The organism is Pinirhizobacter sp., from assembly GCF_036499745.1.
In the GTDB taxonomy this organism is placed as follows: domain Bacteria; phylum Pseudomonadota; class Gammaproteobacteria; order Xanthomonadales; family Rhodanobacteraceae; genus Pinirhizobacter.
In genome coordinates this window covers 25,164-46,685 of sequence record NZ_DASYDG010000025.1, presented here as the reverse complement: position 1 = coordinate 46,685, position 21,522 = coordinate 25,164, and the positions used below count along the sequence as shown (strand labels likewise).

Annotated in this window: 19 protein-coding genes; 7 read left to right on the top strand and 12 right to left on the bottom strand. The window is 65.3% G+C overall.

The genetic code is table 11. The features are described 5' to 3' along the window. Positions 1-28 precede the first annotated feature (28 nt). Together VGM61_RS08540 and VGM61_RS08535 are read left to right on the top strand one after the other, a co-directional pair. Positions 29-904: an ion transporter gene (locus VGM61_RS08540; protein ID WP_331522345.1), complete on the top strand. Its 876-nt coding sequence runs from the start codon at positions 29-31 to the stop codon at positions 902-904. A gap of 99 nt (positions 905-1,003) precedes the next feature. Beyond that, positions 1,004-1,324 (top strand): hypothetical protein, encoded by a 321-nt coding sequence (locus VGM61_RS08535; RefSeq protein WP_331522344.1) that lies wholly within the window; start codon positions 1,004-1,006, stop codon positions 1,322-1,324. Here the strand turns inward: VGM61_RS08535 and VGM61_RS08530 are convergent. The 7 genes from VGM61_RS08530 to VGM61_RS08500 are packed head-to-tail and all read right to left on the bottom strand — an operon-like array spanning position 1,319 to position 9,179. Next, positions 1,319-2,137 carry a ferritin-like domain-containing protein gene (locus tag VGM61_RS08530; protein WP_331522343.1) on the bottom strand — a complete coding sequence of 273 codons (819 nt, stop codon included), beginning with the start codon at positions 2,135-2,137 and terminating at the stop codon, positions 1,319-1,321. The two genes, VGM61_RS08535 and VGM61_RS08530, sit on opposite strands and share 6 nt — an antisense overlap. Further along, the gene (purF, locus tag VGM61_RS08525; protein WP_331522342.1) at positions 2,109-3,584 is read right to left on the bottom strand and encodes an amidophosphoribosyltransferase; all 1,476 of its coding nucleotides are present in this window, start codon (positions 3,582-3,584) and stop codon (positions 2,109-2,111) included. The genes VGM61_RS08530 and purF overlap by 29 nt, the downstream gene beginning before the upstream one ends. A 20-nt stretch (positions 3,585-3,604) precedes the next feature. Continuing rightward, entirely contained in the window at positions 3,605-4,186 is a 582-nt protein-coding gene (locus VGM61_RS08520) for a CvpA family protein (RefSeq protein ID WP_331522340.1), read from the bottom strand. A gap of 48 nt (positions 4,187-4,234) precedes the next feature. Continuing rightward, positions 4,235-5,263 (bottom strand): SPOR domain-containing protein, encoded by a 1,029-nt coding sequence (locus tag VGM61_RS08515; RefSeq protein ID WP_331522339.1) that lies wholly within the window; start codon positions 5,261-5,263, stop codon positions 4,235-4,237. A 51-nt stretch (positions 5,264-5,314) separates the two neighbouring features. Next, the gene (locus tag VGM61_RS08510; protein WP_331522338.1) at positions 5,315-6,523 is read right to left on the bottom strand and encodes a folylpolyglutamate synthase/dihydrofolate synthase family protein; all 1,209 of its coding nucleotides are present in this window, start codon (positions 6,521-6,523) and stop codon (positions 5,315-5,317) included. A 17-nt stretch (positions 6,524-6,540) separates the two neighbouring features. Next, positions 6,541-7,452: a copper resistance protein B gene (locus VGM61_RS08505; protein ID WP_331522337.1), complete on the bottom strand. Its 912-nt coding sequence runs from the start codon at positions 7,450-7,452 to the stop codon at positions 6,541-6,543. Continuing rightward, on the bottom strand, positions 7,449-9,179 hold the full coding sequence (locus VGM61_RS08500) for a copper resistance system multicopper oxidase (RefSeq protein ID WP_331522336.1): 1,731 nt from the start codon (positions 9,177-9,179) through the stop codon (positions 7,449-7,451). Before VGM61_RS08500 ends, VGM61_RS08505 begins: the two co-directional genes overlap by 4 nt. 438 nt (positions 9,180-9,617) lie before the next feature. Between VGM61_RS08500 and VGM61_RS08495 the strand changes: the two genes are divergently transcribed. From VGM61_RS08495 to mfd, 4 genes are all read left to right on the top strand, one after another. Next, positions 9,618-10,451, top strand: coding sequence for a 23S rRNA (adenine(2030)-N(6))-methyltransferase RlmJ (locus tag VGM61_RS08495; protein WP_331522365.1), 834 nt, complete (start codon positions 9,618-9,620; stop codon positions 10,449-10,451). A gap of 95 nt (positions 10,452-10,546) precedes the next feature. Beyond that, positions 10,547-11,047 (top strand): Slp family lipoprotein, encoded by a 501-nt coding sequence (locus VGM61_RS08490; protein ID WP_331522335.1) that lies wholly within the window; start codon positions 10,547-10,549, stop codon positions 11,045-11,047. 34 nt (positions 11,048-11,081) lie between these two features. After that, positions 11,082-11,990, top strand: coding sequence for a cation diffusion facilitator family transporter (locus VGM61_RS08485; RefSeq protein WP_331522334.1), 909 nt, complete (start codon positions 11,082-11,084; stop codon positions 11,988-11,990). A 65-nt stretch (positions 11,991-12,055) separates the two neighbouring features. Then, positions 12,056-15,505 (top strand): transcription-repair coupling factor, encoded by a 3,450-nt coding sequence (mfd, locus tag VGM61_RS08480; protein ID WP_331522333.1) that lies wholly within the window; start codon positions 12,056-12,058, stop codon positions 15,503-15,505. Between the two features lie 19 nt (positions 15,506-15,524). On the opposite strand, the gene egtD is transcribed toward mfd, so the two are convergent. Next, positions 15,525-16,493 carry an L-histidine N(alpha)-methyltransferase gene (egtD, locus tag VGM61_RS08475; protein ID WP_331522332.1) on the bottom strand — a complete coding sequence of 323 codons (969 nt, stop codon included), beginning with the start codon at positions 16,491-16,493 and terminating at the stop codon, positions 15,525-15,527. Continuing rightward, positions 16,490-17,746, bottom strand: a complete 1,257-nt coding sequence (gene egtB, locus VGM61_RS08470; protein ID WP_331522364.1) for an ergothioneine biosynthesis protein EgtB — start codon at positions 17,744-17,746, stop codon at positions 16,490-16,492. Before egtB ends, egtD begins: the two co-directional genes overlap by 4 nt. Before the next feature lie 158 nt (positions 17,747-17,904). Here egtB and VGM61_RS08465 point away from each other — a divergent pair, with 158 nt between their 5' ends. Then, positions 17,905-18,354: a DUF6491 family protein gene (locus tag VGM61_RS08465; protein ID WP_331522331.1), complete on the top strand. Its 450-nt coding sequence runs from the start codon at positions 17,905-17,907 to the stop codon at positions 18,352-18,354. 55 nt (positions 18,355-18,409) lie between these two features. Here VGM61_RS08465 and VGM61_RS08460 read toward each other — a convergent pair whose 3' ends face one another. Genes VGM61_RS08460 through VGM61_RS08450 form a run of 3 tightly spaced genes read right to left on the bottom strand, consistent with a single transcriptional unit; the run spans position 18,410 to position 21,522 of the window. Then, complete coding sequence (locus VGM61_RS08460) at positions 18,410-18,796, bottom strand: hypothetical protein (protein ID WP_331522329.1); 387 nt, start codon at positions 18,794-18,796, stop codon at positions 18,410-18,412. A 54-nt stretch (positions 18,797-18,850) separates the two neighbouring features. Next, positions 18,851-21,004, bottom strand: coding sequence for a bifunctional 23S rRNA (guanine(2069)-N(7))-methyltransferase RlmK/23S rRNA (guanine(2445)-N(2))-methyltransferase RlmL (gene rlmKL, locus VGM61_RS08455; protein WP_331522327.1), 2,154 nt, complete (start codon positions 21,002-21,004; stop codon positions 18,851-18,853). After that, positions 21,001-21,522: an alpha/beta hydrolase gene (locus tag VGM61_RS08450; RefSeq protein WP_331522326.1), complete on the bottom strand. Its 522-nt coding sequence runs from the start codon at positions 21,520-21,522 to the stop codon at positions 21,001-21,003. The genes rlmKL and VGM61_RS08450 overlap by 4 nt, the downstream gene beginning before the upstream one ends.

Here is a 21,522-nt window from a genome sequence, read left to right as displayed (position 1 = left end):
GGCTTCCGACTTGAGCGAGGAACGCCCCGTGACCCACGTCAATCCCGTCCATCGCGGCGAAGAGCCCAGCCCCAGGCACTGGCGCCGACGCCTCTACCAGGTGGTGTTCCGCGCCGATACGCCCGCCGGGCTCGCCTTTGACATCGCCGTGCTGGTGGCGATCCTGGCCAGTGTGGCTGTGGTGGTGCTCGACAGCGTGCCGACCTGGCACCAGCGCTTCGGATCGTGGTTCCTGCTGGCCGAAACGGTATTCACCACGATGTTCGTCATCGAATACCTGGTGCGCCTGCTTAGCGTGCGGCGACCGCTGGCCTATGCCACCAGTTTCTTCGGCGTGGTCGACCTCATCGCCCTGCTGCCCACCCTTCTTGCACTGATGTTTCCCGGCGCCCACTACCTTATCGACATCCGCCTGCTGCGCCTCTTGCGGGTGTTCCGGGTACTCAAGCTCACCCGTTACTTCCGCGAAGCACAAGACCTCATGGATGCGCTCACCCATGCGCGGCGGAAGATCATGGTGTTCATCTGCACGGTGGCGGTGCTGGTGGTGATCCTGGGCACCGTGATGTATGTGGTGGAAGGCCCGACTCCGGGCTTCGAATCCATTCCTGCGTCGATGTACTGGGCAGTGGTGACGATGACCACCACGGGCTACGGCGACATCACTCCACAGACCGTGCTGGGCAAGTTCATCACGTCGGTGACCATCCTGCTCGGCTACGGCATCATCGCGTTGCCTACGGGCATCGTCGGTGCGGAAATGGCCGTGACGCTTTGGAGCCGGTTGAAGCCAGTAGGCCCGACCTGCCCTGCTTGTAGTCACGCGGGAGCGGAAACCGATGCCCGCTTCTGTTCGCAATGCGGCCACGGCCTGGCGAGCGGCGTTGGCCCGCCCACCGCCTGAACGAACACACGGGCTTCACGTTCTTTGAGTTTCTTCTGATTCCCGCCGGCCCCGGCGCGCTGCAAGCTGTCCGGAATTCCCAGCAAACCGGAAATTCCCATGCACCCGCGCACTCTCCAGGGCCTGGCCCAGGCGGCCTACGCCAACCGCGACATCACCTCTGCCATCGGTTTCTACCTGCGTGCCTGGGAAGCTGTCCAGGACGAGCCTGCGCTTGCGCCGGGGATCGCCAATGAGCTTGCCTATGTATGCCTGTACGACCTCAGTGATGCCGAGGCTGCCGGGCGATGGGCCATGCGCATGGAAGCCTCGGCAACCAATGACATCGACCTGGCCCGGCTTGGATTGTTGCGGACCCGGCTGGCGTCAGGTGCCCCCGGCAAGGCGCGTAGCACCTTTACTTCGGTAGCGGCGCTATAGCGCGACAAGCCACGCCAGTTCGTCGTCGCTGAAGCCGGCCTGCTTGCGCGCCTCTACGTTGAAGGGACCGCGCAAGCTGCCGCGCATGTATTCATCGAGGTAGCGCACGAAGGTAGGCGTCGGGTCCAGCCCGTCACGCGCGCAACAGAAGTGGAACCATCGCGTGCCGGCTGCCACATGGGCCACTTCCTCGGCCAGGATCACTTCAAGGACGGCGATGGTCGCCGTGTCGCCGCAGCCACGCAGGCGTTCGATCATGCCGGGTGTCACGTCCAGGCCCCGCGCCTCCAGCACCCGTGGCACCAGCGCCATGCGTACGGTGTCGCTGTGCGCCGTGCGTTCGACCATGTCCCACAAGCCGTTGTGCGCGTCGAAGTCGCCGTAGGCGTGGCCTAGTTCCGCGAGCCTCGCGGTGAGCATCGAAAAATGCCGGGCTTCATCCGCCGCGCATGATGCCCAGTCGTGATAGTACGCATCGGGCATGCCGCGGAAACGGTAGACAGCGTCCCATGCCAGGTTGATCGCGTTGAATTCGATGTGCGCGACCGCATGCACCAGGGCGGCACGTCCCTGCGCGCTACCCAGTCCGCGTTGTGGCAAGCCTCGGGATGAGATCAGGCGGGGCCGGTCTGGACGGCCGGGCGGCCCGATAGGTTCGGGCGCAGGTGCCGAGGCATCGGGCGCCAGCATGCCATCGACGAGGGCCTGCCAGGTGGCAGCGGTCAGGCGGATCTTCTCCGACGGGTCCGGGCAATCCAGGCAGGCCTTCGCTGCGGCGTGCAGGTCAGGCGGTGCGGCGCTTGTGCTTGGCATCGTCCGAACGCAGGGTTTCCTGCTGGGCAAGGAAGTCTTTGTCCAGGCCGGTGACATATTCACCGGAGAAGCACGACGTATCGAAGTGCTTGAGCTCTTCGTTGCCGTCGTTCACGGCCCAGATGAGGTCTTCCAGATCCTGGTAGATCAGCCAGTCGGCCCCGAGGATCGTTTCCACTTCCTTGTCGGTACGCCCGGCAGCAACGAGTTCGGCCGTGGCCGGCATGTCGATGCCATACACATTGGGATAGCGCACCGGTGGCGCCGCGGAGGCGAAGTAAACATTCTTCGCGCCGGCATCGCGGGCCATCTGGATGATCTGTTTGCTGGTGGTCCCACGCACGATGGAGTCGTCCACCAGCAGCACGTTCTTCTTGCGGAACTCAAGGTCGATCGCGTTGAGCTTGCGACGTACCGATTTCACCCGCTCGCCCTGCCCCGGCATGATGAAGGTGCGGCCGATATAGCGGTTCTTCACCAATCCCTCGCGCATCGGCACACCCAGCGCCTGCGCCAGGGAGCTTGCCGCGGTGCGTGCAGTATCCGGGATGGGAATCACCGCATCGATGCCGTGGTCGGGACGCTCGCGCATGATCTTCTCGGCCAGCTTCTCGCCCATGCGCAGGCGTGCCTTGTACACCGACACGTCTTCGATCATGGAATCCGGGCGTGCAAGGTAAACGTACTCGAAAATGCACGGTGCGTGCACCGCAGGCGGTGCGCAGTGGCGGGTGAAGAGTTCGCCACCGTCACTGATGAATACCCCTTCGCCAGGCTCCACGTCGCGCATGCGGGTGAAGCCCAGAATGTCCAGTGCCACCGACTCGGAGGCAACCGCGTATTCCTTGCCCAGGGCGGTAACGCGCTCACCCATCACCAGGGGACGAATGCCATTGGGGTCGCGGAAGGCAAGGATGCCGTAGCCCTGGATCATCGCCAGGCACGCGTAGCCGCCGCGCGCGCGGGCATGCACGCCGGCCACGGCCTTGAACAACTGGTCGGGGGTGAGTGCATTGCGCTCGTTCAGCTGTAGCTCGTGGGCCAGCACGTTGAGCAGTACTTCGGAGTCAGAATCGGTATTGATATGGCGGCGGTCGTCCTCGAACATCTCGCGGCGAAGTTGCTCGGTGTTGACCAGGTTCCCGTTATGGGCAAAGGCGATGCCGTAGGGAGAATTCACATAGAACGGCTGGGCTTCGTCGGTGCCATCGGAGCCTGCCGTGGGGTAACGGCAATGGCCGATACCGATGCGGCCGTGCAGCGTGCGAACGCCAGGCTGGTTGAAGACATCCCGCACCAGGCCGTTGCCCTTGTGCAGCTGCAGGCGGGCGCCGTCCACGGTGGCGATGCCGGCGGCGTCCTGCCCACGGTGCTGCAGCACGGTCAGCCCGTCGTAAAGCGACGAGGCGACTTCGGCGGTGCCGACGATACCGATGAGTCCACACATGGGTGTTTCTCTTTTTTAGCTTAGGCCGTCGTGGTGCTGGCGGCGGGAAGGTTATGTCGTTCATGGCTGCCCGCAGGTGCGGGCAACTTAGGTAATTTGTCCAGCACATCGGCCGGCGGGTGCAGGTAGCGGCGCACGTTTTCGGGCACGCGCTCACCCAGCCAGTCCGCCACGCCCTGGAAATACGGCGGCAAGGTGGCATCGCGCCAGTACGGGTCGCGCGTGAAGGGCGTGAACCCGAGCAGGAATACTGCGAGGGTCACGATCAGCACGCCGCGGACGAAGCCGAACACCATGCCCAGCAGGCGATCCGTACCGCCCAGGCCCGTGCCCTCGACCAACCGCGCCAGCAGGAAGCGCAAGAGCGCCCCGAGCAGCAATACCACCAGGAAACACAATCCGTACGCCACGATGACCCGCACTGACGGTTGCGAAATGGCGTGCTCGAAATACGTCGCCACGGACGGTCCGAAGGTCCAGGCGAACCAGAACGCCGCAATCCACACGGCTAGTGCCAATACCTCGGAGATGAGGCCGCGCCACAGGCCGATCAAGACCGAGACGCCCAGCACGGCGAGGATGATGTAGTCGACCCAGGTCACCGCAGGCTCACCGTAGTAAAGGCGGGCGCAATGCCCGAAGCATGGATTTTAAGGAACGGTGACGACGTTGCCGTCGACGCCGAGCTTGGCCTTGAGCTGGTCACGTACTCGCATGGCGTCGTCGCGCTGGGTCTGGGGCCCGGCGCGGACGCGCCAGAGCTTGGCCCCGGTGCTGCTGGCAATGCCGTCCACGTAGCCAGCCACGCCGGCCGCACGGACCTTGTCGCGCAGCTTGTTGGCATCGGCTTCGTTGGAGAATGCGCCCAGCTGAACGGCCCAGCCACCGGCCCTGGACATGGCCCCAGCAGGACTAGCGGCTGCGGGAGCGGTCGGCACACTGCTACGCGGCGCGGCGCCGGCCACGGCAGGGGCATCGCCCTTCTGGTCAGCAACCTGGCCAGACAGGCTGGCCGGCACGCCGGGCACGGCGGACTTGATCTTCAGACGCGCGGCCTCCGCGGCGGCGCGGGTATCGAAGGGACCGGCATTGACGCGGGTGAGCTGTTTGCCCGCCTGGGTGACCATGGCGGTTCTCACCGGATAGCCCAGGCCGCGGACTTTCTGCACCAGGGCATCGGCCTTGGTGCGGTCGGCGTAGGCGGAGAGATTGATGTTGAAGCTGCCGCGGGCAGCGGTGCCGGTGGGCAGCGGCGCCGCGGGCGCCGGGCTGGCCGCTGGCGGTGGGGTGACGGCAGGCTTGTTGGCCGGCGCGCGCGTAGGCGCCGCGGCGGGCGCCGTGGAGGGGGTCGGGCCGGCCGGGGTGGCTGCCGGTGCGTTGGCCTCGACATCGGGCGGGCGGCGCGAGGCGATGTCCACCGACGCCAGCTGGCCGCCGTTGCCCGGGGTGACCGTGGTGGCCGGTGGGGTGCCGAACGCGGTGCGGGCGGCTGCCGGGGCGCTGCCTGGTGAGGAGACGTCCAGCGTGCGCGACTGCAGGTCACGATCGGGCGCGGCGGGAATTTCCAGGCTAAGTGATTGCTCGGCGTCCGTCTTCGGCGGAGCGCTGGAGAACAGCATCGGCACGATAATCACGGCCAGGGCAAGCAGGACGGCGGCACCGAGCAGGCGGGTTTTCAAATGCGGGCTCCAGCTTAGGGCGCAAACATGTATCGACGGGATTATACCTTCCTAAGACCCCGCCAATACGGCCGAGGCGACAAAGAATGAGCCGAAGGCCAGTACCAGGCCGTCGGCACCAGCCGCCACGCGCGCTGCGGCCAGGGCCTGGGCCACGTTGGCGTGCAAGTGCCTCGGTGCACCAGGCAGCACCGCATCCAGGCGCGTCGCCAGCACTGAAGCGGCGAGCCCGCGGGGTGAGTCGGCGTCCAGCGAAGCCAGGTGCCAGGCTGCGATACGCGGGCCCATGGCCGCCATCACGCCCTCGACATCCTTGTCGCCCAGGGCGCCAAACACCGCCTGCACCGCCCCTGGCTGGCTCTCATCCAGCCAGGCGGCCAGGGCCCGGGCGGCATGGGGGTTGTGACCGACGTCCACCACCACGGTCGGAAGGCCCGGCAGCACCTGCAAGCGGGCTGGCACCCGCGCGCCGGCGAGCCCGGCAGCCATCGCAGCGTCACTCACCGCAAGGCCGGGCAACGCACGCAGCGCCGCCACCGCCGCCGCGGCGTTGAAGCGCTGGAAGTTGCCGGCCATGGTGGGGATGCCCGGGGCATCGCCAAAATCGGCGTCCCGAACACGGATGACCGCTCCGATCTGCCTGGCTGTTTCAAGGAGCCGCGCGGGCGGGTTCGCCTCGCCGAGCACCAGGGGCCGGCCAGCGCGCGCGATGAAAGCCTTTTCCCGGCCGATGGTGTCGCGGTCGCCGCCCAGCCATTCCTGGTGGTCCAGGTCCACCGAAGTAATGATTGCCACGTCCGCGTCGATGATGTTCACCGCATCAAGGCGTCCGCCCAGACCCACCTCAAGCACGGCTACATCCACCCCGGCGCGGGCGATCAGGTCGATCGCCGCCAGTGTGCCGAACTCAAAATACGTGAGCAGTAGCTCGCCGCGCGCCGCCTCGATCCGTTCGAACGACGCCACCAGCGATGCGTCGGTTGCGTCCTGCCCGTCGATGCGGATGCGTTCGTTGTAGCGAAGCAGATGCGGGGACGTGAAGCAGCCCACGCGATAACCGGCCGCCTGCAGCATGGCCTCGAGGAAGGCCACCGTCGAACCCTTGCCGTTGGTACCGCCAACGGTGATCACTGTTGGTGCCGGCCGGGGTGCACCCATGGCCTGCCAGACGGCGTGGATGCGCGCGAGGCCAAGCTCGATGGTGCGTGGATTGATCCGTTCCTGGTAGTGGAGCCATCCGGCGAGGTCCCGCTTGGTCATGGTTTGTTTTTGTCCTGTCAGAACCACAGCCGCAGGCCGGCCACCCAACGCCATTGTCCCGCGTCCTGTCCCTGTGCGCGCACCATCGAGGCCGTATTTCCCATGCGGCGTTGCCAGTCGAGGCCAAGATAGGGAGCGAAGCGACGGGTGAATTCATAGCGCAGGCGCAGGCCGGCTTCCACATCGCTCAGGCCCGAGCCGATATCCTGCGAAGGATCGTCCTTGCCATAGGCATTGAGTTCGACTTTTGGCGTGAGCACCAGGCGCTGGGTGAACAGCACATCGTAACGAGCCTCCACGCGTACCGCGGTCCGTCCGCCCCGACCCACATAAGCGGTGGCTTCCAGGTCGAACCAGTACGGCGCCAGGCCCTGCACCCCGAAGGCCGCCCACGAACGAGACGCTCCGTGGCCCACGTCCTGGCGTACGCCGGCCTGTATGTCCCAGAAAGCGGCCACGGCGTGACTGAAGAAGGCCTCGATGCTGGCCTGGCCCATGCCATGGTCGTGCTCGCCCTCGGCGCGCCAGGCAAAACGGTCGAGGTCGCCGCCCACCCATCCGCCGGCATTGAACGATGTCGCGGCAGCGCCGGAGCCGAAACCACGCTCCAGTTCGTCGACCCGGGTCAATACGTTGAAGGGCGTACCGTGCATGTCCATTTCACCCATGCCAGCGTGCGTCGGGTAGGTCGAAGGCGGCGCGGGCGCGACATGGCCATTGGGCACCAGGGTGACGGTCGAAGCTGCTGCGGGAGTGTCCTGCTGTTGCACCGATGCCGGCGTCGGCACTTGCGCCGGTTGATTCATGTCCATGCCTTGCATGCCTGACATATCGTGCATGTCATGGGTCTGGTGCTCGGTCTGGGCGCCGGCTTCAACCGCGACCGCCAGCGATGCCACCAGCAGCACACGTGCCAGCTTCGTCTTCATGCCACCACCACCGCGCGGAACATGCCCGCCTCCATGTGGTACAGCATGTGGCAGTGGTAAGCCCACCGCCCCTGGGCGTCGGCACTGACCCGATAGCTCACCTGTTGCGCCGGTTGCACGGTCACCGTGTGCTTGCGCGCCTGGTACGTGCCGTCGGGTGCTTCCAGTTCGCTCCACATCCCATGCAGGTGCATCGGGTGGTGCATCATCGTGTCGTTGACCAGGGTAAAACGCACATGTTCGCCAAGCCGCAGGCTGATCGGCGGCGCCTTGGCATAAGGCACGCCATCGATCGACCACATGTAGCGTTCCATGTTGCCGGTGAGGCGCAGGGTGATCTCGCGCTCCACCCCCGGCGAGATCGGGCTATCCACGCCATGCAGGTCCGCGTAGGTCAACACGCGGCGACCGTTGGCGCGCAGGCCCACGCCTGGATCGTCCAGGTTGGTCCTCGGCATGGAAACATTCATATCCACACCGGGATTGCCCGTGCGTTGCATGTCGGCATGGCCCATGGCCGTCATCGCTTGCGCAGCAGGCATGCCGTGCATGTCGTGCGCCCCGTCCATGCCAGCCATCGTGCCCATGGCACCCATCATGTCGGCCATGCCAAGCAGCGGGCGAGCATCCATCGCCGGCACTTCGGCCACCATGCCCGGCGATGGCGACAGCGTGCCGCGCGCATACCCGGAACGGTCGATCGATTGGGCAAAGATCGTATAGGCGCGATCGGCATCAGGCTGGACAATCACGTCGTATGTCTCGGCCGCACCGAAGCGGAATTCATCCACCGTCACCGGTTCGATGTCCTGGCCATCGGCAGCCACCACCGTCATCGCCAGGCCCGGGATGCGTACGTCGAAGAAACTCATCGACGATCCGTTGATGAAACGCAGCCGGATCTTCTCCCCGGCGGCGAAAGCGCACGTCCAGTTGCCCACGGGCGTGACGCCATTCATCAGGTAGGTGAAGGTAGCGCCGGAAACATCGGCAAGATCGGTCCGGTCCATGCGCATGCGGTTCCACATCGAACGTTGCGCCAGTGCAGGGCGCACACCCTCCCCGCGTGCGTCGCGGATGAAATCGCCCACCGTCTGCTTGCCATAGTTATAGGCATCGCCCTGTTTTTTTAAGGTGGCATACACGCGCTCGGGATCTTCGTCCGTCCAGTCCGCCAGCAGCACCACGTAATCTCGATCGGCCTGGTAACGCTCGTCGGCACGCGGCTCGATCACGATCGGTCCGAACAGGCCGGTTTGTTCCTGGAAGCGTGAATGGGCGTGGTACCAGTATGTGCCCGACTGGTTCACGGTAAAGCGATAGAGGTATGACCCTCCGGGCGCAATGCCATCGAAACTCAAGCCAGGCACGCCGTCCATGTCGGCCGGCACGATAAGGCCATGCCAGTGCAGTGAAGTGGGCACCGCCAGATGGTTTCGCACCAGGATCGAAACTTCCTGGCCCTCCCGCAAGCGCAGCAGTGGCCCAGGCAGCTGGCCATTGACAACTGTCGCCACACGTCGCCGACCGGTGAAGTCGACCGGCAGCTCACCGACGTCCAGCACCAGTTGCGAACCGGATAGTTCACCTCGCGCCGCAGCGGGCGCCCCGACCGCCAGGCGGCCGCGCAGATCCAGGCCCATCGCGACGCCGCCCAGAGCCAGGCCCTGGACGAAACGGCGACGACCACCATGCGGCCCGCCAGGCCGCTTGCTCTTCTCATTCACCAATGGATACCTCCCACGCAACACCAAACCACCCGCCAGGGGTGGCCATGCACCGCCGTCGTCTCAGGCCGAAGGAGGGCGCAACGGCGGTGTCTGCGGGAAGTCGCCGATGGATGCCGGCTTTGCCAGTGGCGGATTCGCGCTCGCCACCAGGGGATGCGCAGGCAGCGACGACAAAGGAACGCCGGCGACGGCGCAGGCAGCCGCGCAGGTGCACGCACCGTGACCATGCCCATGGTTATCGGACTGGTTGTGATCGGCCCCCTGGGCCATGGCCATGCCGTGGTCCATGCAGGCTGCCATGGCGCCGCAGGGCATGGCATGCGCGCCGAACGCCATGACCAGCCAGGCAAGCATGGCCAGCAGGAACAGGCGACGGTGGCGGCGGCAATGCATGCGGCCACGATAGCCCGTGGCCCCTCGGGCTACAATCGCCCGATGAACTATCGCCACGCCTTCCATGCCGGCAATTTTGCCGACCTCCTCAAGCACGCCGTTCTGCTTGCCCTGCTCGACGCCTTGAAGGCCAAGGACAAACCCTTCAGTTACATCGATACGCACGCCGGGTCTGGCCGCTACGATCTGAAGGGCACGCAGGCGCAGAAGACGGGCGAGGCGGAGCTGGGCATCGGCAAGCTGGCCGTGGCCAGCGGGCTGCCCCCGTTGCTATGGGACTTGCTGGGCCATGTGCGGGCGATCAACGAAGGCGAGGCCATCCGTCTTTACCCGGGCTCACCGCTCCTGGCCCAGCGCGTCCTGCGCCCGGGTGATTCGGCCCAGCTTTGCGAATTGCACGCCGACGAAGCGGAAACGCTTCGAGCCGTATTGGGCAACGATGCGCGCATGCACGTGCACAAACGCGACGGCTATGAGGCCATGGGCGGTCTGCTGCCGCCGCCGGAAAAACGCGGCCTGGTGTTGATCGATCCCCCCTTCGAACGTGCCGATGAATTCCGCGCCATCGAAACCGCCCTGCGCCACGCGCTACAGCGCTGGCCTACCGGCATGTACGCGGTGTGGTATCCGGTAAAGCTGCGCAGTACCGTGCAGCCCTTCCTGCGCTGGGCGTCACGCGCAGCCCGAAGGGTACTCTGCGCCGAGATCATGCTTCATCCGGACAACACGCCGCTGCGCCTGAATGGCACCGGCATGCTGGTGTTGAACGCGCCCTGGCAGCTGGACCAGGCCCTGTCCGAGTCCATGGATGTACTGGCCCGGACCTTGGGAGCTCAAAGCCGCCTCACATGGCTGGCGCAGGATAACGACGCCTGAATCACGCCACGCCGGTTATCAACGGATAAGCCCGGCGCCCTTACGATGACGCCACGGGCACCGATCGTCAGGGCCCAGGCCCGAAGGACAACGCCATGACCGCCTCAGCCATTCGCCTGCTTGCCCCGATGTTCGTGGTTACCCTGGCCGCCTGTGCCCCGGCGCCGATCTACAAGACCGCCGGCAACACACTCAACGTGCCGCCCCAGCAGGTATCTTCCTCGCCGCAGCGCTATCTCAATAGTGATGTGGTCTGGGGAGGCCGCATTGTCAGTGTCAGCAACCTGGCTGACCACAGCGAGATCGAGATCCTGGCCTACCCGCTGGACAACTCCCAGCGGCCGAAACCCAGCGACAACGGCAACGGTCGCTTCATCGCCGTCTTGCCCGGGTACGTCGAATCGTTCAACTACCCTTCCGGCAGCCTGGTCACGGTCAGCGGCCGTCTGGCCGGCACGCGGAATGATCGCGTCGGCGAAGCGGCTTATGTGTTCCCCGTGGTCACCACCAACGCCTCGCATGTGTGGACCGCCGCGGAACTTCGCAGTGGCAAGAGCAATTTCAGCTTCGGCGTCGGCGTGGGCGTGATCCGCTAGAATCGCAGGTTCTTGCCACGGGGAATACGCGCGCATGTCAGGTGATGCCAATTCGCTGAGGGCGGTCCTGCTGGCCCTGGGTGCCAACTTCGCCATTTTCATCGCCAAACTGGTGGCGGCGGTCTTCACCGGGTCCGGTGCCATGCTCGCCGAAGCAGTGCATTCGCTGGCCGACTGCGGCAACCAGGGCCTGCTGTTGCTGGGCATGCGGCAGGCCAAGCGGCCACCATCGAGCGAATACCCGCTGGGCTGGGGCCGCGCGCTGTATTTCTGGTCATTCCTGGTGGCCATGCTGCTTTTCAGCGTGGGCGGCATGTTTTCCCTCTATGAGGGCATCCACAAGCTCACCCACCACGAGCCGCTGAAGTGGCCGTGGCTGGCCGTGGGCGTGCTGCTGTTCGGGATCATCGCCGAAGGCGTGTCGATGCACGGCGCCATGAAGGAAGTGAACAAGGTACGTGGCGACCGCAGCATCTGGCGCTGGTTCCGGCAGACCCGTGCCAGCGAACTGCTGGTGATCTTCGGTGAAGACCTCGCCGCGCTCATTGGCCTGGCCTTCGCCCTGGTAGCGGTACTGCTGACCATGGCCACCGGGAACCTGCTCTTCGACGCCATCGGCACCATTGGCATCGGCGTGCTGTTGATCGCGGTGGCGGTGGCGGTGGCCATCGAGGTCAAGGCCCTGCTGATCGGCCAGGGCGTCGAGCCACATCGCCGCGACGAAATGCTCGTCTTCCTCAATGCACGCCCGGAAATCGCCCAGGTCTACAACCTGCTCACCCTGCAGATGGGCAATGACGTGATGGTGGCGGTGAAGGCGAAGATGAATCCCACGCCCAACAACCGCGAACTGGTGGAAGCCATCAATCGGGTCGAGGTCGACTTCAAGCGGGCCTTTCGTGACATCCGCTGGAGCTTCTTCGAGCCTGACATCGCCGACTGAAGAACCCATGCCCCCGGTGGCGGTAGAATGGTCGGTCCTGCCCTTCCAGCCGTCGCCTTTCCCGCATGCCGTCTGTCCTCAAACGCCCGCCCCTGCCCGCCACCGTGAAACAACGCCGCTACTGGGCGGCGCCGGCAGGTTCATCGTGGGCACTGAACGTGGCCGAGGCCGCCCGGGAGCACCAGGGCCTGCTGGTGGTGGTCACCCGGGACACGCAACGGGCGCACGCGCTCGAAGATGAGCTGAAGATTTTTGCAGGCGCCTTGCCGGTGCTGCATTTCCCGGATTGGGAAACCCTTCCCTACGATGTCTTCAGCCCGCATCCGGAGATCGTCTCCCAGCGCATCGCCACGCTCTACCAGCTGCCCCTGGTACAGCGCGGGGTGCTGGTGGTGCCGGTGGGCACGCTGATGCAGCGGCTGTCGCCGCGCTCGCATATCACCGGATCGGGCCTGGTCCTTAAAAAGGGACAGAAACTCGATCTGCAAACCGAGCAACGGCGTCTGGAAGCGGCTGGGTACCGCAACGTGCCACAGGTGGCGGAACCTGGCGATTTCGCCGTACGCGGCGCCCTGATCGATATCTTCGCCATGGGCGCACGTGAACCGTATCGCGTGGAACTGTTCGACGACGAGATCGATTCGATCCGAAGTTTCGACCCTGAAACACAGCGTTCCCAGCATCAGGTGGAAAGCGTCGAACTGCTGCCCGGACGCGAATTCCCGCTCACCGATGAAGCGGCGAAGCATTTTCGCAACGCGCTGAGGGAGCGGTTTCCGATCGACGTTCGCCGTTGCCCGCTGTACCAGGACATGAAGGAAGGCGTTACGCCAGGCGGCATCGAATACTACCTGCCACTGTTCTTCCCGAAGACTGAAACCCTCTTTGATTACCTCGCCGACGACGCGCTCTTCGTCCTTGGCGAGAATGTGCTTGATGCCGCCGATGCCTTCTGGACCCAGACCGCCGAGCGGTACGACCAGCGCGCCCATGACATCGAGCGGCCGGTACTGCCGCCCGATGAGATCTACCTGCCGCCCGATCGGCTGCGTGAGCGCCTGAATACCCGGGTGCGGGTAGAGGTGGTGCCGGCCACTCACGAGCATGCGGTATCGCTCGGCACGCAGCCTGCGCCGGATCTTCCGCTGAACCGCAAGGGCGAGGAACCGGGCACGGGCCTGCGCCATTTCCTGGCGTCCTACCGCGGCCGGGTATTGATCGCGGCGGATTCGGCTGGCCGGCGTGAGGCCCTGAACGAACAGCTTGCCGCTGCCGGCCTGCGGCCGGTGGCGCTGGAGGGCTGGCGTGCGTTCCTCGACGGCGACGACGCGCTGGCGATCGCCGTGGCCTCGCTCGAACAGGGCTTCGCCCTGGATTCGCCGCTCATCACCGTGCTCACCGAACGCGAACTCTTCGGCGAGCGCGTGCGCACGGACCGCAAGAAGCGCCGGGGCGCCGCGCGCGATCCGGAAAGCATCATCCGCGATCTCACCGAGCTTTCCATCGGCTCGCCGATCGTGCACATCGATCATGGCGTGGGCCGTTACCAGGGCCTGGTGTCGCTGGACGTCGGCGACATGCCGGGCGAGTTCCTCACCATCGAATACGCCAAGGGCGACAAGCTCTACGTACCCGTGGCGCAGCTCGGGCTGGTCAGCCGCTATACCGGCACCGCGCCGGAACTGGCGCCGCTGCATTCGCTCGGTGGCGATGCCTGGGAGAAAGCCCGCAAGCGCGCGGCCGAGAAAGTTCGCGACGTTGCCGCGGAACTGCTGGCCATCTACGCGCAGCGCGAGGCGCGGCAGGGCGAGTCGCTCGCCGTCGACCGCCAGCTGGTGGAAGAATTCGCCGCCACCTTCCCCTTCGAGGAAACCCCCGACCAGCAGCAGGCGATCGATAGTGTCATCGTCGACCTGGCAGCGCCCCGGGCCATGGATCGCGTGGTTTGCGGCGATGTCGGCTTCGGCAAGACTGAAGTGGCGCTGCGCGCGGCGTTCGCCGCCGCTACCGCGGGCAAGCAAGTGGCGGTACTGGTACCCACCACCTTGCTCGCCCAGCAGCATTACCGCAATTTTGCCGATCGCTTCGCCGACTGGCCGGTGCGGGTCGACGTGCTCTCGCGCTTCAAGTCGAAGAAAGACGTGGACGCAGCGCTCAAGCGCCTTGCCGATGGCAGCATCGATGTCATCATAGGCACGCACAAGCTTTTGCAGGCCGACGTCCGCTTCAAGAACCTCGGCCTCGTGATCGTCGACGAGGAGCAGCGTTTCGGTGTGCGCCAGAAGGAACAGCTCAAGAAGCTCCGCGCGGAAGTGGACCTCTTGACCCTTACCGCCACGCCCATCCCGCGCACCTTGAACATGGCCATGAGCGGCCTTCGCGACCTGTCCATCATCGCCACCCCGCCCGCCCACCGCACGGCGGTGCGCACACTGATCAGCAGCTGGCAGCCGGCGTTGATCCGCGAAGCCTTGCAACGCGAGCTGGCACGCGGCGGCCAGGTCTACTTCCTGCACAACGAGGTCAGCAGCATCGACCGCACGGCTCGCGAACTGGGCGAACTGGTGCCCGAGGCGCGCATCCGCATCGCCCACGGCCAGATGCCCGAACGCGAACTCGAGCAGGTCATGGCCGACTTCCACCGCCAGCGGTTCAACGTACTGGTATGCACCACGATCATCGAATCGGGCATCGACATTCCCAGCGCCAACACCATCGTGGTCAACCGCGCCGACCGCTTCGGTCTGGCGCAGCTGCATCAGTTACGTGGAAGGGTCGGACGATCTCACCACCGCGCCTACGCCTACCTTATCGTCCCCGACCGAAAGGCCATGACGGGTGATGCGGAAAAGCGACTGGAAGCGCTTGCCTCACTCGAGGAACTGGGTGCCGGCTTCACCCTGGCCACGCACGACCTGGAAATCCGGGGCGCCGGCGAGATGCTTGGCGAGGAGCAATCCGGTCAGATCCAGGAAATCGGCTTCGGCCTTTATACCGAGCTTCTCGACCGCGCCGTGCGGGCGTTGAAATCGGGCAAGGTGCCCAATTTCGACCTGTCCAGCGAACACGAAACAGAAGTGGAGCTGCACCTGCCGGCGTTGATCCCCGACGACTACCTGCCCGACGTGCACCAGCGGCTTACCTTGTACAAGCGCATCGCCAGTGCGCGCAACGAAGATGAATTGCGCGAACTGCAGGTGGAGATGATCGACCGTTTCGGCCTGCTGCCCGACCAGACGAAACAATTGTTCTCCCTGGCGACGCTGAAGCTGATGGCAACGCCACTGGGCGTTCGCAAGCTTGACTTCGGCCCCAGTGGCGGACGCGTGACATTTCGCGAGAAACCGGACGTCGACCCGATGGCGATCATCAAGCTGGTGCAGCAGCAGCCGAGGGTTTACAAACTCGACGGCCAGGACAAGCTGCGGGTGATCCTTGAACTGCCCGGCGCCACCGAGCGGGTCCGCACGGCCATCGACGTGCTGGTGTCACTGGGAGCACGGCGCCCCGGATAAGGGCGCCGTTGGTGCCAGGTCAGCGAACCAGGTACTGCACGCTGAATTGTTTTTCCGCGTCGAACCATACGTGTTCCACCCGCAGGCCGGCCTTGTGGGCCAGTTCGGCGAAATCCTCCAGCGAATACTTGCAGCTGTATTCCACCTGCATGGCCTCGTCTTCGCCGAAGGCGAATACCTCGTTGCCGACGTGGACATCCTGCTGCCGCGTGCTGACCAGGGTGGTTTCGATACGGCCAGCCATCGGGTTGTAATGAGCGCGATGGGCGAAGGCGGAAAGGTCGAAGTCGGTACCGACCTCGCGATTCAGCCGCACCAGCATGTTCAGGGTGAACTCGCGGGTGATGCCAGCCGCATCGTTGTACGCAGCCTCGATCAGGGCGGGATCCTTCTTCAGGTCGACACCGATCAGCACCGCGCCGTTGTCGCCCATCTCCGCGCGCATCAGCTGCATGATCGCCACTGCATCACGGGCAACGAAGTTGCCGATGGTGGAACCGGGAAAGTAGATCACCGTGCGGCGCGGCGAACGCGTGGCCACCGGCAGCCGCAGCGGCTGGGTGAAATCGGCGCAGACCGGTTGCATCGGCACCTGCGGGAACGCAGTGGACAGCGTGGCCACCGAATCGAGCAGGGCCGAGCGGGAGATCTCCACCGGAACATAGGCCACGGGCGTTGCAAGATGCTCAAGCAACAATCGCGTTTTGATGCCGCTGCCGCTGCCGTATTCCACCAGGCGGACATCGGGCCCGAGGGTGGCGGCGATGTCGCCGGTGTGCTCGCGCATCAGCGCGATTTCCGCCCGAGTGAGGTAGTACTCCGGCTGCTCGCAGATCGCCTCGAACAGCTGCGAGCCGCGTTCGTCGTAGAACAACCGCGAGGGCAGGCGCTTGGGCTTGGCGCGAAGGCCCCGACGCACGACATCGAGCGTGTCGGCTACCGCCGGATGACGGTCGTCCAGGCGAATGTCGTTCGGTAATGCGCTCATCTATCCTGTCCCAACCTGATCCCCGAAAATTGCCACCGCGCGTGGGGAGGAAAGAAATTGCGGTAGCTGGCACGAAGGTGGCTGGCTGGCGTGGCGCAGGAGCCACCCCGGAGTACCCACTGGCCGTTCATGAACTTACCGTTGTACTCGCCCAGCGCCCCAGGCGCCGTCCGGAATGCCGGATAGCTGGTGTAGGCGCTCATCGTCCATTCCCAGACATCGCCGAACATCTGCAGCAGGCCGGGCGCGGATTCCGCCGCCAACGGGTGGAAGCGGCCGGTGTCCTGGAGGTTGCCCTGGACATCCAGGCCGCTGGCCGCGTGCTCCCACTCTTCCTCGCGCAGCAGACGCGCGCCGGTCCAATGGGCAAAGGCATCGGCCTCGAAGTAGCTCACGTGCGACACCGGGGCATTCGGATCCAGCGGCTGGACGCCGGCGAGGGTGAATTCGCTTGCAAGGTCTTCCTGCCAGTACAGCGGCCGTTGCCAGCCTTCGCGCTGGATCAGGTCCCAGCCATCGGACAGCCACAGGGTGGGCGTGCGGTAACCGCCATCGGCGATGAAGGCCAGGTACTCAGCGTTGGTCACCGGGCGGTTGGCCAGCGCATGTGGCAGCAGCAACACGCGATGACGCGGCCCTTCGTTGTCGAAACTGAAGTCCTCGCCCGCATGACCCACTTTCACGATGCCCTCAGCGCCGGCCACGAAGGTCAGCGGCACGGCCTGGCGCGGCAAGGGTTTGGGCGCCTCGTGGTAAGCCGGCAGCAAGGGGTTGCACGAAAATGCATGCTTGATGTCGGTCAGCAACAATTCCTGGTGCTGCTGTTCGTGCTCGGTCCCCAGGCGGACGATGGCATGCTCGGTGTCATCCAGGGCGTTGTCGTCGAGCAGACGCGCGACACGCTCGTCCACCCAGGCGCGGTAGTCGCGCACTTCATCGAGCGAGGGACGCGTGAGCAGGCCGCGCGCAGGGCGCGCATGCATCGCACCCACGCTCTGGTAGTAGGAATTGAACAGGTAATTGAGCCGTTCGTCGTAGGGCCGGTGGCCCGGCCTTGGCGTCAGCAGGAATTGCTCGAAGAACCAGCTGGTATGGGCAAGGTGCCATTTGGCCGGACTGCAGTCGGGCATCGACTGCACCATGGCATCCTCTGCCGACAAGGGGGCGGCCAATGACAGCGATCGTGCTCGAACAGCTGCGAACCGAAGCGAAAGTTCCGCTTCCGGCGCCCCCGCCGCCGCTTTAAGCGGCATGGGGGAATTCACGCGAAATGCTCCGTCGGGGTCATCGTCACCAGCGGTGGCCTTGGCAGGGTCATCCGCTCATGATCCCACCCGGATCGTTCAGGACTTGTGATCCCGAACCACCGCGAGCATTCTTATCCTCCTCACAGAGGCCGGAGGTAATGAGGATGAAACGGACCCATGCCAATGTGTTAGCGCTGCTGCTTGCCTTGCCTGCCGGTGTCCTGTCCGCGCAGGACGCTTCCCGCCAGCCGATCCGACCCGTCTCCGACTGCATGCGCATCGACCGCATCAACGACTGGGCGGTGGTCAACGACCGCACGGTGATCGTGAGCAACGGCCCGAACCGCTTCAAGATAACGACCCAGGCCTCATGTCCCCGCCTGGGAACCGGCAATTCGTTGCGCTTCCGCGCCGCGCCCGACAAGAATTCCCTCGGCCTCTCGGCGATCTGCGGCGAGACCGGCGAAGCGGTATTCGCCCGCGACCAGCCACCCTGCGCCATCGCTTCGGTGGAAAAGATCGACAAGCACGCTTATGACAGCCTGGCGAAGAAGGCACACCACCATGGCAGCGGCGCCGACCAGCCCACCGTGCCGCCACCCGGCGGACGTTGATACATAAAAAAACCCGGCCTGAGCCGGGTTTTTTTTGACACCTTCGAGCGATCGATCAATAGCCGTCGTCACGCACATAACGCGTGCCGTAGCCATCCTCGTAGGTCGTGGTGGTCACGGTACGACGGACCACGGGCTGGTCATCGTAAACCACCGTGGCAGGACGGGTATAAACCACGGGTGCGTCGTAGTAGACCGGCGCCGGGCGCGTAGCGCTGTAGATGGCGCCACCGACCACACCGGCGATGATCGCACCGCCAATCCAGCGGCCGCCGCTCCAGTAACCGCCATGCCCACCGCGATAGTAACCGCCGTGATAGCCGCCACCGTGGTAGCCACCGCGGTAACCACCGTGCGGACCGTAGGCGAACGCGCCCGGTGCAAATGCCATCAGGCCCGCCGCGGCGAGTGCCAGGACCGTCTTGGACTTCGACATCTTCATGGGTACCACCTCCGGTTGATGGTTGACATTTTCCTCTAATTCCATGAATGCCTGCTAACCGTTTTTGCCCCAGGGATCAACCGCGTGGCCGCGAAGGATCCAGCAACCGTGGATGTCTGAACGGCGGGCGAAATCGAACGGTATGCTGGCCGCCGAAAAGTCCTCGATGGTGAAGTCGGCCTGCAGTGCTTCGCGGTCCAGGCGGAAGCGCCGGAAATTGTTCGAGAACACGATCGCGCCGCCCACCGCAAGCCGCGCGCCACAAGCCTTCAGCAACGCCACGTGGTCGTTCTGTACGTCGAAATCTTCCGCGCGCTTGGAGTTGGAAAAGGTGGGTGGATCCACGTAGATCAGCCCGTATTTCATGCCCGGCTTGTTGATGAAATACATCGCGTCTTCCTGAACGAGCCGGTGGCGCTCGCCGCTAAACCCGTTCAGCGCCAGGTTACGCGATGCCCAATCCAGGTAGGTGGCCGAGAGGTCCACGCTGGTGGTGTCGCGTGCGCCGCCGGCCGCGGCATAGACACTGGCCGAGCCGGTGTAGGCAAAGAGGTTGAGCATGTGCTTTCCGCCGGCGAGCTGGCGCACCTTGTCCCGCACCAGGCGGTGGTCCAGGAACAGACCGGTGTCCAGGTAGTCGGTGAGGTTCACCTCGAAGTCCAGTCCACCCTCGTGGACGATGATGAATTCCCCACGCTGGTCCATCTGGCCGTACTTCGAGCCACCCTTGCCGCGCGAGCGCGTCTTCACCGCGATGCGGTCGCGACTGACACCAAGCACCTGCCCCGCCACCCGCACCGCCTCGCGCAGGCGCGTGGCGGCGATCTCCGGCGGCACCGATTCCGGCGCCTTGTACTCCTGCACGTGCAGCCAGTCGCCGTAGACGTCGATCGCCACCGCGTATTCGGGGAGGTCCTGGTCGTAGGCGCGATAGCACTCGATGCCTTCGCGGGCCAGGCGCTTGCGCAGGTGCCTTAGGTTCTTTTCCAGCCGGTTGGACAGCATCTGCGCGCCGGGCGACAACGGCCTGACTTCGCGAGGGGATGCGTCGTCCCGGGCATGCAGGTCGAATGTCAGCAGTACCGTGGCCAGGGCGCCGTTGAAGAGCGCGTAGCGCTTGTCCGGGCGCAACCGCATGGCCTGGCCCAGCTCCGTGTCGCCGGCCAGCACCGCGGCGCGCCAGCCACCGAACCGGCTACGCAGCACATCGCCGAAATCACGGTAGAGGGCAGGCAGTTCCGCGCGGTCGCCCAGGCGCTCGCCGTAGGGCGGGTTGGTCACCACCAGGCCCGTGGATGTCGCCGGCGGCGGTTCCACGTGCAGGGCATCGCGCTTGTCCAGATGGAAGAACCCGGCGACGCCGGCTTCCTGGGCATTACGTTTGGCGGTCTGCACCATGCGCGGGTCGGCGTCGCTGCCGAAGAACACCGGACGAAGCTCGCGCAGCCCCGCCATCGCCCGCGCATTGGCTTCCTCCAGCAGGCCGCGCCAGAGCGCAATGTCGTGCCCGCGCCAACCGAGGAAACCGAAATATTCCCGGCGCAGACCAGGCGCGACATCGGCCACCATCAGCGCGCCTTCGATCAGCAGGGTTCCTGAGCCACACATCGGGTCGAACAACGCCCCACCAGCGGCGTAGGTTTCCGGCCAGCGCGCCCGGAGCAGGATCGCCGCGGCGAGGTTTTCCTTCAGGGGAGCTTCGCCCTGCAGCTCGCGCCAGCCACGCCGATGCAGCGGGGAACCGGCCAGGTCCAGCGACACGGTGAGCCGGTCACGGCGCAGGCGGAGGTTCACGCGCAGGTCGGGTTCTTCCGGGTCGACATCGGGCCGGGAGCCACTGGCCTGGCGGAACTGGTCAACGATGGCGTCCTTGGCGCGCAGGGCGATGTACTGGCTATGCGTCAGCTTCGATTGCGCGGTGTTGGCGTCCACGGCCAGCGTGCCATGGGGTGCCAGGTGCACCGACCAGTCGATCGAGCCGATGGCCTGGTACAGCGCGTCGCCATCGGCTGCGTCGAACTCGCCCAGCGGCATCAGGATGCGGCTGGCCAGCCTTGACCACAGGCAGGCCCGGTAGGCCACGGCCTTATCGCCCGAAAAATGCACACCGGCAAGGGCTTCGTGTACGTCCGTGGCGCCCACAGCGACCAATTCGTCGCGCAGCAGCAACTCCAGGCCCTTCGGACAGGTAGCGAACCAGGTATTCATTCGCCGAACTGCTCCAGGAACAACAGGAACTGGCCGGCTATGGCCTCTACATGCGCGCTAAGCCGGTGGTCGTCGGCCAGCAGCAGGGCGGGCATGCCGGCCCCGGCGGCAAAGCCCAGCGCGCGGTCGGCAGGGCAGACATCATCATCGTAGCCGTGGACGAGGAACGAAGGCACGTCGCGCGCCAGGTCCAGGCCCTTTTCGAACCCCGGGATTTCCACCGGCAGGGCCATCAGGAAAAGCCCGGCCACGGCGCGGTCAAGCGATACCAGGGAAGAGACGAAGGCGCCCATGCTCGAACCCACCAACACCGGCGGGCTGGGCGAGGCGTCGATAGCGGCGCGCAGCCGTGCCAGGCGGGGAGCTACCGAACTTGCGTGGCCCTGGAGGTCGTCCTGGCGGTAGTCCGGCCGCTGGCAGGTCCAGCCGACGGAGGTTGCCAGGGCCGCCAGCACGCTGACCTTGGTCGCATCCGGGCCGCTGTCGGAGCCATGGGAAAGAATGATGTGGCCGGCCAT